At 51.5% G+C, this 12912-nt stretch carries 7 protein-coding genes; 1 reads left to right on the top strand and 6 read right to left on the bottom strand.

Annotation, left to right across the window (positions count from 1 at the left end; translation table 11 throughout):
* Positions 1 to 9: 9 nt before the first annotated feature.
* Positions 10 to 4959: a CHAT domain-containing protein gene (locus RHH27_RS06385; RefSeq protein WP_302679120.1), complete on the bottom strand. Its 4950-nt coding sequence runs from the start codon at positions 4957 to 4959 to the stop codon at positions 10 to 12.
* A 189-nt stretch (positions 4960 to 5148) separates the two neighbouring features.
* On the opposite strand from RHH27_RS06385, the gene RHH27_RS06380 reads away from it, so the two are divergent.
* The gene (locus RHH27_RS06380; RefSeq protein WP_302679119.1) at positions 5149 to 6165 is read left to right on the top strand and encodes an aspartate-semialdehyde dehydrogenase; all 1017 of its coding nucleotides are present in this window, start codon (positions 5149 to 5151) and stop codon (positions 6163 to 6165) included.
* Between the two features lie 11 nt (positions 6166 to 6176).
* Here RHH27_RS06380 and RHH27_RS06375 read toward each other — a convergent pair whose 3' ends face one another.
* The 5 genes from RHH27_RS06375 to RHH27_RS06355 are packed head-to-tail and all read right to left on the bottom strand — an operon-like array spanning position 6177 to position 12879.
* Complete coding sequence (locus RHH27_RS06375) at positions 6177 to 8882, bottom strand: phospholipase D-like domain-containing anti-phage protein (protein WP_302679118.1); 2706 nt, start codon at positions 8880 to 8882, stop codon at positions 6177 to 6179.
* Between the two features lie 18 nt (positions 8883 to 8900).
* Entirely contained in the window at positions 8901 to 9185 is a 285-nt protein-coding gene (locus RHH27_RS06370) for a type II toxin-antitoxin system RelE/ParE family toxin (RefSeq protein ID WP_302679117.1), read from the bottom strand.
* Positions 9186 to 9187: 2 nt separating this feature from the next.
* A complete protein-coding gene (locus tag RHH27_RS06365; RefSeq protein ID WP_302679116.1) occupies positions 9188 to 9430 on the bottom strand; it encodes a CopG family ribbon-helix-helix protein in 243 nt (80 codons plus the stop codon).
* A 44-nt stretch (positions 9431 to 9474) separates the two neighbouring features.
* The gene (locus tag RHH27_RS06360; RefSeq protein WP_302679115.1) at positions 9475 to 12501 is read right to left on the bottom strand and encodes an anti-phage-associated DUF1156 domain-containing protein; all 3027 of its coding nucleotides are present in this window, start codon (positions 12499 to 12501) and stop codon (positions 9475 to 9477) included.
* A 27-nt stretch (positions 12502 to 12528) separates the two neighbouring features.
* Complete coding sequence (locus tag RHH27_RS06355) at positions 12529 to 12879, bottom strand: DUF4351 domain-containing protein (protein ID WP_302679153.1); 351 nt, start codon at positions 12877 to 12879, stop codon at positions 12529 to 12531.
* Between the last annotated feature and the right edge of the window lie 33 nt (positions 12880 to 12912).

The following is a 12912-nucleotide window of genomic DNA, read 5'->3' as shown; positions in this document are numbered from 1 at the left end:
TTCCTAGGGCTACCAAGGGCTGCCAATCATCGTAAATCCTGCCCAAAAATAGGGATGGGAAAGTTGACGCCCACCCCCAGTTTGAACTTCTTGGGGCAAAGGAATTGAAAGCCCTCCCCGCACCCCAGCACTGCGCAGGTGATTCTCTTCAATCACAACCTGCTGATGGATCAGGGCAAGCTGCGCCTGTCGCAAGGCCTCTGCTTTAATCGGAGCAGTTCTCAACTGTCCATAAAATGCCGTCATCAAAGCCAGTGTCCCTTCATCACTGACATACCAAAGGCTAGCAACCGAACTCTTTACACCCGCTTGGAGTGACAGTCCAGCAAACCCAAGTTCTGCATTGGTATCTCCTACCGCTGTACGACAGGCACTCAGCGTCATTAGCTCTGTGGGTGGCCGGAATAACCGCAACTGCCGCACTTGAGCCATTGAAAGCTGGCTATCCCAAAACTGAATATAGGAATTTTGTGGCTTACCCGCATTAAATTCACCATGGGTCGCTAAGTGTAGGATAGGGTAGAGACTGCGCCGCCGCTGGGTTTGCAAGTTTGAGACCGTAAAAGCTTCATTGAGGAATACTTGCCCTCGTCCTACCAGTTGCGTAATGGTTTGCAGCTCGATGGGAACCGCTGGCAAAGGACTTTGCTTTGTGAACTGAGAGGCACCCATTGCCAGTACAGAAGCATTTTGCAACGGCTGGTAGCGGGTATCCACCAAGTTGATACTGGGAATGAGACCCAGATTATAGCGTTCCACTAGAAACTGACCATTACGACCGATTGGACTATCGCTGACCGTCGAGGAAATAAGATTTGACCCCGTGTGCAGAGCAGCGATCGGCACACTCCGCAACCCCTGATCAAGGGCAAAAACCAGTGTATTAATGCCTCGATTTTGCAATTCAGCATCAATGCCGCCCATGATCCATTGGTAGAGCTGCTGCGCAAAGGGTAGATAGGATTCACTATTGGTTTTCGTTGGGTCTCGCACCTCACGATTAAAAGCAGCAATGACGCGGCGCACTGCTTCTTGGGGCACTCGAAGGGGTTGGTAAATGGGTTCCCCTTCCGGTGTGATGATAAATATATCTAGTTGTTCAGGTCGCCAAAAGACATAGCTCAGGGCAGGTTTTTGACCTGTTTCTTCAGCCATACGCCCCAATAATTCCTTGATTTGCTCAATGTCAAGGAACTGTAGTCCCTCTTGACTAGGAGTGCTGAAAAATTCATCAAAGTACTCACTAAACTCAAAGGAATAAAGCTGCTGAAGCAGTTTGATCGCACTGTTGTAGTCTCCCTGATCAAAAGCCGTACTGATTTGCTGACGAATGATCTCAACTCCGGGGAAGTAAATGACTTGAGCGGTATTCTGGGGCAGTTGAGTGCCTTGTATCTCCTCTCCCAATAAAATCCGACCCAGATTCTCTTGAGTTTGGGGTTCTGGAGGTGTTGGCGGTGTGGACGGCTCCGTGGGTGGAGTTGGGGGTGTTGGCGGTGTGGATGGCTCCGTGGGTGGAGTTGGCGGTGCTTGAGAAACCCGATAGAGAAACCCAGAACCAGAAAATAGGGCAAGCTCAGGATAGGTGGTGTTGAATTGCTCTGAACCTGTGAGGCCGCCGTTGATATTGAGATTCGGGTCAGTCGAATAAACTAGCCAGCGACCATTGGGGGTACTAAAGACACTAGAGCCATAGTTGTTAATAAAGTTATTTTCGGCAGCAAGGACAATCGCATCCCCAGTCCCAACGGCAGAAATTGGCGCATTGAGAACAATATCGCCTGTTAGTGTTTGTAGGAAAATGTTGCGCCCTGTAATGCCTGTTGGGTTAACACTGCCAACGGTAAGGGTACTGTTATTGACAAATTGCAAATCACTCGCACTGTTCAACTCAGCAGCTAGGATCCCCACTTGGTTATTGGGGTTGGTTAGGATTGCACTGCCATTTTGTAAAGTTAAACCCAAGTTGCCTGCTCGAATCGGTGCACTTTGCGTTAGGTTCCCACTGTTTAAGCTGAGGATTAGGGTATTGCCGTTGGTATTGATGCCAGTGGTGAGGCCATTGACACCATTGTTGAAACTAACGATACCTAGGGCACCTTGATTACTCAAGTTCACATTTCCACTGACATTGCCTGAGAGTGTTTGAAACCTATTGTTGACATTGTTGAGGATGAAAGTCCCCTGTCCAAGAAGTTGCAGCGTTCCCGCAGAAATGACATGGCTGCCCTGAGTAACGCCGCCACCGCTATTGAGTGTGAGATTGCGACCATTGAGATTCGTCGTGCCAGAGCCATTGAACTGAATACCTAGGGAACTTACGCCGGGGGTTTGCAGCGCAAGATTGTAGTTGAGGCTGAAGGGACGAACATCAATGAGACCAGTACCATTAGGGTGACCAATGGTCACCAAAGAAAATCCACCCGTGATTTGGTTGAGGAGAAACTGATCAATGATCAAGTCACCCGTTGCACCATCGCCAATGCCGACGGGAGTATGCGCATCAATCGGTTGAAAGACAAGGCGGCCTGCCCCGGCACTATGGATATCTAGCAGAGAGGGAAAATCACCCGAGACTTCAATCCCCCCCTGAGCTGCTAATGTGAGCATGCCATCTTGAACAGCTAATGTCAGGGCGTCAGAGACTTCCATGACCAGACCAGGATTGCCGTCAGTGGCGCGACCTTCGATGAGAATCTTCCCATTTCCAGCCGTTCTGACCTCAGCAGAGTACTCTGTGTCAGTTGCTGCCCTAAAGCCAAGACCAGCACCGAATTCACCCCCTGTACCTCTCAGGATAATGTCACCACTTTGACTGGTAATACTTGTGAAGCTACTCAGAATACCTCCTTGGTTGAAGGCAAAGCCCGTACCACCAGTACCCGTCAGGGTAATATTTCCAGTCGTGGTTCGAATTCCTGACTCTTCAAGATGGATGCCAACGTTGGAAACTCCTTCGGAGACGTTGCCCCCAGTACCCGTTAAGGTCAGATTGCCAGCTTCGGCGCTGATGGAGGAGTTTTGAATCGAGATACCATCCACAGGGCTATAAACACTAGAACTACCTGTCCCTAGAATGGTGATCTCTCCAGACCCTGAGGTGAGGATTGAACTCCCACCGATCAGCACCCCTTCTTGGCCATTAGTTGTTGCACCGCTGCCATGAATCCTAATATGGCCGCCATCTGCATTGAGGGTAGAGTTTATGATACGAACCCCAGCAGTGCCGTGACCGATCGCTGGACTGGTGAAGGGATTAGAGCCACCCCCCAAAATAATATTGCCACCATTGGTAATGAGTGTAACTGAGTCTAATCTAATTGCTCCTGCACCACTGTTATCGGCATCGGCATGGAGAATGATATTCAGTCGGCCTTCTTCTGAGCGAATGTCATCGGCAACAAGAATGTTATTTGCAGCTTGCAAGGTTAGGGAGGCATCGCCGCCGCCTGTTTTGGTAATCGAGGCAAGTACAGAAATATCCCCTGCTTGGGTTCCAGTATCACCAGTTGTGATGATGACGCTAGTGCCGAGATTCAGGGCAGCTTCAATGGCAGTATTCACAACAAAAGCATCATCAGTGGTGGGGGTAAAGACATCAGGATTGCTCCCAGAGAAACTCCCGCCACTCGTAGGGGAGTTAGAAATGGTGACATTTCGTGGATCAAGGAGCCATGTACCGGGCTGACCCTTGACTGCACTGGCATCTACTGTTCCCCGAACGCTGAGTAATTCTCGCCCAGAGGTTTCCACAAAGCCGCCATTACCGCTAAGTTGCCCGCCGCGTGCGCTGATCGTGCCGGCAAATTGCGTGCTGTTGTCTGCCCATGCAATGACAGTGCCACCATTGCCTTGATTGAAGGCATCCGCTGCAATCACACTGCCGCTGTTGATAAAGAGATTCTGGGCATTGAAACTGCTATGCAAGCGGTTAGTGCCAGTGGTGCCCCCTAGGTAATCGCCCCCCAAGAGAATCGTGCCACCCCCGAGTTGACCAGAGGCGGTTAAGTTGGCATTGATGAGGGCGATATTTTGACCAGTGATCGTGATTTGGCCACCCATACCGATGGGATTGGCGACGGAAAGGCTGCCACTGATGACGGCGGTGTTCGTTGTGGTGGGAATTTTGTTGGGGTCATGGACAAGGCGAATCGTGCCGTCGGGATTTTGAATGACGCTGTTGACAGGTTGTGAACCATTGCCAGTGAGTAAGCTGGGTAAGTCCACGGCAGCGATCGCTCCCCCAGTCGGTAGTCGCTCTTGAGGAATCTCAAGACTGAGCAGCATTCCCTCTTGGGAGACGCGCACCATTCCTGTTTCAGGTACAGCCGCAATGTGGATATTTCCTGCAGGGGCTGCGAGTGTACCCGTATTGATCACTTGGTGTGCCATCAGGCTGAGGGTTTGACCACGACCCACCCTCAGCTCACCTTCATTGATGATGAGGCCTTTACTCAGAAATTCAAAACCTGTGGGCTGACCATTGAGGGATTGATAGAGATTCTGGCCATTGACATCAAAGATCCCTCCCTCAAACAGCACCCGTTGAGCGGTAGAAGCATGGAAGGCAGCGGGGAGATTCAAACGGGCATTGGGGCCAAAGACAATTCCCGCAGGGTTGAGCAGATAAAGGTTACTGTTGCCACCCGTAATTTGAATCAAGCCATTGATGTAACTGGCGTTGCCACCATTGACGCCCGCGAGAATGTTGCGAATTTGCGGATTAGAGAGAAAGTTGGCAACTTGGCCGTTACCGACATTGAAGTTGTGGAAGAGGTGAAAGAGATTCTGACCATTCCCCGATAGGCGGCCACCACCAATATCAATCTGTTGACCATTTTGGATGACGGTGGTTCCAGTGCCATTGGTGGCTGGGGTAATTTGGCTGTAAACGTTGCCACTCAACAGTCCCCAAAAGACTAAGGTGATGGAAAATAGGTACTGTTGGAGAGTTTTCATGATCCCAGCCTCCAGATGATTTATCGATTCCTGCCGCTGGCGACTCTTGTGGGGGAGTGCAGAGACTGTGGTGGAAATTGGCTATAGCCATTATAGATATGGCAGTAAAATTTCCAAAATGCTACGCTTTCTTAATTTCTCAATCCCCGACGATCGTAAAATGAGCTTATCTTCCTAGGAGTAATAACGTTGGCACAGGGATTACGGGTTGGCATTTTAGGAGCGACAGGTGCCGTTGGCACGGAAATTTTGGCCATTTTGGCGGAACGCTCGTTTCCAGTGGCAGAGTTACGTCTGTTGGCTTCGCCCCGCTCCGCCGGTCAAACCCTCTCCTTTGGGGAAACAGTGCTGCCTGTGCAGGCGGTGAGTGAGGAGACCCTCAAGGGACTGGATTTGATTTTGGCTTCGGCGGGGGCAAGTGTGTCACGGCAGTGGCTGCCAATTGCGGTTCAGGAAGGAGCGATCGCCATTGATAATTCCAGTGCCTATCGCATGGATCCCAACGTCCCCTTAGTGGTGCCCGAAGTCAACCCTGAAGATCTAAAAACCCACCAAGGCATCATTGCCAATCCCAACTGCACAACGATTTTGATGACGGTTGCGCTATGGCCCTTGCATCAGGTGCGACCGATTCGGCGAATTGTAGCGGCCACCTATCAGTCTGCCAGTGGGGCGGGGGCAAAGGCCATGCAAGAACTCAAGGATCAAGCCCTCGATATTCTCAAGGGGCAACCACCACGCACAGAGGCCTTTCCCTATCCCTTGGCCTTTAACCTCTTTCCCCACAATTCTCCCCTCAATGAGCAGGGCTACTGCCAAGAGGAGATGAAGATGGTCAATGAAACCCGCAAAATTTTCCATGCCCCAGAGTTGCGGCTAACGGCCACCTGTGTTCGTGTTCCTGTGCTGCGTGCCCATTCGGAAGCGTTGAATGTTGAGTTCTTTGAGCCTTTTCCGCTGCAAGAGGCGCGCGATCGCCTGCAACAGGCCGCAGGCGTCCAGTTTGTTGAAGATTGGCAGCGCAATTATTTCCCCATGCCCCTAGAGGCCACAGGTAAAGACCCAGTGCTAGTGGGGCGGCTGCGCCAAGATATTTCTCAACCCAATGCCCTTGAACTGTGGCTGTGTGGCGATCAAATTCGCAAGGGGGCAGCCTTGAATGCGGTGCAAATTGCTGAATCTCTGATTGCCCAAGGACTCCTCTAAGCCCAAAGAGCTTACCACGGTTGACTGAGTACATTGAGAATGTCCTGCCGTGCCAATACCCGCGCACAGTTGCGCCACTGATCGGGATCGTCGCTGACATGGCGTTCATAGCGCAATTCAAAAGCATTGCGGGCTTCTTGGCGTAGGTGGAGGTACTTGTCCATGAGGTCTTCGAGTTCCTCGATGTTGTCAATCCATTCGTCCTCAAGGGTGTCGGGCAGACTACCAAAGATGTCGTAGCGATCTTTCATGCGGCGCGAGAGGGCTTCATAGATTTTTTCATCAAGGGTGTGGTGATAGACCAAGTTGAGCATTTCTACGGTGGGGCGGCGTTGGCCAAAGCGTTTGATCCGACCTAAACGTTGCTCTAGACGGGAGGGGTTCCAAGGGAGATCAACGTTAATCAGGGTGCCAAGGGTCTGAAGGTTCAACCCTTCACAGGCAGCATCAGTGGCAATGACGAGGCGGATGCGGTCGTGCTTGACGCCGTCTTTGATGGCTTCGCGATCGACACTTGTGAATTGTCCCCCTTGCCAAAGACCACTTTTGCCGACACCAGCATACACAGCAATGAGTTCTGTGGGTAGAGCTTGGGTCAGGGCAGTGGCCACGGCGGTCACGGTATCGTAAAACTGACTGAAAATAATGCAACCGTACTCTAGCCAAGGTTGGGCGTCAGTGAGGGGCTGGGTGAGGAAGGCCAAGACAGCAGCATGTTTGGGATCTCGGGCTTCGGGACGCTCTAGCTCGGCAATCACCTGTTCGAGGGCTTGCTGTTCGGCAGGGGTAGGGTCACTGAGGATAGAAGTGGCGGGGGCAAGTTCGCTGTCCTCATCAAGGGATTGATGGTTGAGGATTTTGGTAGCGGTGATCCGTCCAGCCGCGAAGCTAGAGCAAAGGCGTTGCAGGAGAATAGTTTTGAGAAAGCCAGCGGCACGGGTACGTTGACCAAGAGCATGACTAAATTCTTCAGCGGCTGCGTAGGCACGCTCAAAGGTATAGTTGGCCATGAGGCCTACACCCATAAAGGGAACGTCACCATAGGTGCCTAAGGGGGCATCGGGTTGGGGGTGGACAATGACACCCACTCGCTCTAGGAGGCCTTTTTCTTCGAGAGTACGGCGGCGACGTACAACGGTATGGCGAACGATGGGATTGTGGTGGTAGAGGAATTCAGATGCTGCGGGTAGCTCAACTTCTAAGCGTGTCTGGATAAAACAAGGAAGGCTGGCAAATCCTGTGCTGACGCGGTATTCTTTGTCATCCAACCCTAGCTGAAGTCGGATGGCGGAAAAGATGGGGTGCTCTTTGGCGGGGGGAAGGGGGTTTTGCAGCCACTCCCACATTTCGCGGGCAGTCGGGGGAAATTGTTCGCCTTTGACAATGGGGAGGGTGTTTTCCCATATTTGCCAGCGGGAGTAGGTTCCCAAAACAAAGCCTGCTCCTTGGTTGAGGATGCCGAGGAGATCCCAGAGTTCATAGACTTGGGTCTGAATGGGGGTGGCAGTACCCAGTAGAACGTGTCGGCTGCGTTGGGCGATTTGCTGCATGAAGTCCAGCAGGTGGTTGGGTTGGCCTGCTTTTTGACCGATACCCCTCCGCCGCCGTGCCCGATGGGCTTCATCGAGGATGACCGTGCCATAGCGGCGACTCAGCAAAACCTCACATTCGGGGGATTGCTGAATGATTAAGCCTGTAGAGACAATGGCGATTTGTACGGGACAGCGGGCAATGTCTTCAACGCCACGGGTGCGGATGATGTGACCTTGGGCATCCTGCCAGTATTTGCCTTGGGACATCCAAACGACGCTGGGAATGGCGAGTTTGTCGAGGAGTTCGGTTTGCCATTGCAGGGTGAGGGGGGCAGGACAGAGGATGAGGACAGAGCCATCCCCCAATAGATTGGCCACAAGGGCAGCGGTGGCGAGGGAGAGGGTTTTGCCCACCCCCACTTCATCGGCGAGGAGGAGGCGGACTTGATCATAGGTTTCACGGTGCTCAAGGAAGAGGGCGACAAAGTCCCGTTGCCACGGTTGGAGGGTTTCACCACGGCGGTAGAGGGGGCTTTCAGCAAGGCTGGCAGCAGGGAGGTCGGGGGGAGCAAGGTCAATCAGTTTGACTTCTTGGCGATCGCCAATGCGGTGAATCTGCTCAATAATCACTTCAGGTAGGGGAATGCCCATCTCCCAGAGGGCAGCAAATTCCGCTTCGACCCAAGCTACACCTTCGGGGGTGGGGTTTTCCCAGAGGAGTTCATAGTTGGTGCTAAAGGCTCGTTTGGACTCATTCACGGAGCCAAGAAAGCAGGTCTTGTGGCCTGTGGTTGATTCAATGACCCCTGCTTTGCCGTGGAGAAAAAGCTGCTGCGCGGGCACGACCCGAATCTGGAGGTTGCCTTGGCGGAGCAATTCATAGAGACGGCGGTATTGGGGACGATAGAGAGCGGCTTCGAGGGCGGGATCCGCTTCTTGCCAGCGATCGAGAAGAGCCGCTTCACGGGCACGGCGGGAGACTTGCCAATCTTGGGGGTCAAGGTCACTGTTGCAAACCACTTGGATGGTGGGAATGGTACTGAGGGATTCGCCCACCAGTTCTAGGATGGAGCTACGGAAATAGCCCGCAATGCGACGGTAGGCCACTGCCCCCTGCAAGCGATCCTCAAGAAAGGTGCGATCGAGGGGTTGGAGACGCGAGGAAAAGCGATGCAAAGCAGTCATAGACTCCAACTTTTCGCTTTAGAACTGGTCAGGCCATTGTCGTGCGCTATGCATAAAAGCAAGTAGTTGAATTTGATTGTTTTGAATTCGATAAGGAATGATAAAAGGCGTTTGAGGAATCACAAGCTCCCGTGTACCTTTAACACGCCCAACACGCCCTATTTCAGGGAATTGACGTAGGGTTTCTAGTGCCTTCTCAACGCGCTGGATCAGTTCAGGGGCGGCTGTTGGATTGCTTTCCACAATGAACTCATAAGCTGCATTCAGGTCAGCGATCGCCAGCTTTGTCCACAGAATTTGCATTTTTATTGGGGTTGATGCCAGCGATTAAAAGCAGTAGCCACTTCCTCTGGTGTTGCAAAACGTTCGGAGTCGGCTTGATGGATGCCTTCAAGAATATGCTTGACTTGCCAAAGGTGCATTTCCAGATAGAGTTTCACTGCTTCATCAAAGACTTCAGCGCGATCGCGCCCTAGTTCAGCAGCTAAGGTGTCTAAAGCACGTCGTGTTTCTGAATCTAGCTCAAGGGTAATAGTTTCTTTAGGCATGGTTAGTTCACCCAGCGATGGCAGCAAGGAGGGTTCTTCATATCCTAATTTAATCGTTGATGCAAGAGGGCTTCGGCAAGAATGCGGGCGGCACTGGCTTCGGCGGCACGGTGGTAGCGCAGGTGGTGTTCGATGTATTGGCAGACTTCGATAACTTGCTCCCGTTGACGATAAAAATCGGGCAGGTTATGGCTCAAGTGCTGAATCACCACATCTACGTCCTCATCCTGTTGCAGTTCCATGAGGGCATAGAGGATGCCGCGCACAAGGGTTCCCCCAAATTCACTGCCGCTGTCCATGAGGCTGCTGCCCAGTTCGATGGCACTTTTGAGGCGGACGTGGTTGGCGCGTTTGTCGGCCATCAGGGGATAGAAATCGCGGACTTTGAAGGCTTTGGCAAAGTTTTGATAGTTGTCTAGGGTTTTCAGGCCCCGCAGTTCAAGATCCAGCATTTTTAGATAAAACCGCTCTGTTGGCTGGAGTTCCTTCCAGAGGTCGCGGCTTAGCCCTGAGGGCACAAGGTGCTGGTTGGCAATATCCACGGCAAAGGCAATCAGTTCATCCACAAAGGTGGTTTCGCCCTTAATGCGAGGTCGTAGGGCTTCGTTGGTCATGTCGCGCCCATCAATACGGTCATATTGGGTCAAGACCCGCAGGGCAGCTGCATAGCCCGCCATCTGCAAATCAGCATCTTCAAAGACATTTTCATCGCGATACCATCCCCGCGCCTGCTGATTTAGCCCCGTCAGCAAATTCACCTGCTGCTCCACTTCCTCTTGCAGGTCCCATGCCAAATCATCGCGGGTGGTACTGAGATGGCCTTGGCGTTTGCGACACACGAGCAGAACGGTCCCCTTGACATAACTACCGCTGCGCAACCCACTATCGGTTTCAGTGACCACATACCATGCTGCTGTCACCTGCAACCCCGCTGCCCAAACAATGTTGGCCATGTCTGCCCAGATTGCCCCCGACTGATGGGTAAACATGATCACTTGCAGGCCATTGTCCGCCATACACTCGGTCATGCGGCGGTAGGACTCGACCATATTACGGCGGAACTCTTCCCCTTCCCCTTTGATGGCAAGCGCACGGCGACTGTCCCAAAGCCAATCGGCAAACTCTGGCGGTGGATTTTTGCGCAACCAAGCAATAAAAAACTCAGTAATTTCTTCGTACTTCACCGCATCACCATAGGGCGGATCTGTAATGTAAATATCATTGGAAGTATTGGTTGCTTTTGCTTCGTGACAGGCCAAAGATAAGTTGATGAAGTTAGGCAAAGGCGACTCGGAGTATTGTTGTGTAATTAGACCTTTCAGACCTACAAAACCCCTTGTGCCGTAGTTGTATAGGGTATTCAGAGCTTGATTATCGAAGGTTTGGACATTATTACCAGCACCTCGGGTCTTTCGGCCTAGCCAGCGGCAAAGACGGCTGTTGTAGTTAATTGCTTGGCACACACCCAATGCTGTATATGCACTAGTATTCTCTCTGAGTAATGCACCCAAGAATAGCTGCCTTGCTGTGAATAGATGATGCCAGTATGTCCAGCCACGTGTCCGAATTGGCTCATCAGTCTTATCCCCAGACTCAATTGCCATATCGGGTATCCAGCCTTTTTCTTGCCACTCATGCAAATGCTGAGCAACACAATCTTCAATAATCTTCTCTCGATTCAAGTCCTCTTCAGTAACAGGCCTAAACTCAAACTCTTCACCCTTACCTGATTCTTTAGGCCTACACCACAAAACTGCATAAAGCCTTTCTTGAAAAATATCATTCTCAGCAGGCATGAAGTCTTCTAGTTGCCACTGCCGCAGTTTATTGCCACTTGTTCGATCAGACTTGCGATAATCTCCTCTTAAAGTCGATATTTTTGTGCGATATTCTTTACCATTGACTACGTGAAACAAATATGGATTAGAGCCACGCCCATCTGATCTTACAGTCCCACGCTCCGCAGCTTTCAGTTCGCTATCACTAACGTTTGAATAAATATCAATATCATAACGTTTATTTACATAATCAGGTATTAGCCTAACGACTGTTTTGTAGTCTTCACTCAAAATAAATGAAGGCATTAAGGGTACGAGCCAGCCTGTTTGTGGACAAACAACCTCTACGCAATAGATATAGTTACGAGCACGCCAACCATTGCCATCCTCTTCAATGCCCAGTTGATCAATTTCTGCTTGGACTTTGGCCACTAGTTCCTGTTGATCTTGCTCCAGTTGTGCCCGCTCTTCGGGAGTGCCACCGACGATGTGAAATGCGCCCCACGTCAGCAAACAGGCAATGGGATTCAGGTCACTGGCATAGACATCACAGCCAAGGCGAGCCGCTTCAAAGGGGATTTGCCCCGAACCGCAAAAGGTATCTGCCACACGGGGGCGATGACCAAAGCGCAGAATACCCAACTGTTCAATGAGTTCAGGAAAGGAATGGGCATGGGTTCCCAAGTGGGTATTGACCCGCTGCCAAATGTGATCGTGGACATCGGCCACTTCTTCGGGGCGGTAGAGATTTTCAATGCGCTGCCGATAGGGCACTTTGGGCAAGAGTTCAGCTTCGAGGTGACGACGATCCCAGAGGGGGACATCATCGCGCCAAGCTAATTTCACATTGGCATAGAGGGGGGTTGACCAATCCACAGGGGCAGAGCGCAGGAGCAACTGAGGCGGTGAAATATCGAAAAAATCCTGTAGGCGAGCAAGGGTGACTTTGGCAGCAATTTCTTTGGGGGTGGGTTTCTTTTTGGTGCGGGCAGCTAGGGAGGCATCATCCATGCCCATCAGTAGTTCAAAAATTTCCAAATCGCGCTGCGGGTCATCCGTGGCGGGCAAGAGACACCCCAAAATGCAGGCCTTGGCAAGAATCAGGGGTTTGCGACCTTTCCAAAAATTCCCCAGTCCTGTAAGGGTTTGTCCTGATGATGCAATACGCTCTTTATAGACTTCGGCAGAAAGTTTCTGGACAGGTAAAAGACGTTCAATGAGGGCGGGGCGATGTGCCCAAGCGCAGGGGGAGAGGGTGGGTGGGGATTCGGTAGTTGGGGGGCGATCGGGCATTGTGGCTTTGATTGCTGTGAATTTAGTCTAGTCCTCAGAATGCTCCTGTAGCCAAGCATTCACCGCCTCAAGGGAGGTAATATCAAGCAGCATGCCTGCCAAAGCAGTAATTTTCTCAGGGGAGAGATTTCTAATTTTTTCTTCCATCACCGCAGGAAGATCGCCAAAGCGCCGCTTTAGGAGCTGCAATACTATCAAACTTTCTCCCTCCTTTATCTCTTCCTGACGACCTTGTTGCAGCCCTTGTTGTAGCCCTTCCTCTAAGCCCTGTTGCCTACCAAGTATCTCCCCTTCTGTCTTTGCTGTGCTGTAAATCTCGTCATATAGCTCACGATAGAAGCGTGTTTGCTTCAGTTCATCCTTCGTGAATCCCAACATCTGCTCCACCTTTGCCCCTCCCATGTTCAGCAC

The sequence above is a fragment of the Thermosynechococcus sp. PP555 genome (genome assembly GCF_031583225.1).
Taxonomy (GTDB): Bacteria; Cyanobacteriota; Cyanobacteriia; order Thermosynechococcales; family Thermosynechococcaceae; genus Thermosynechococcus.
Note: the sequence above shows the minus strand (reverse complement) of the source record. Positions and strands in the feature narration are given on the sequence as shown.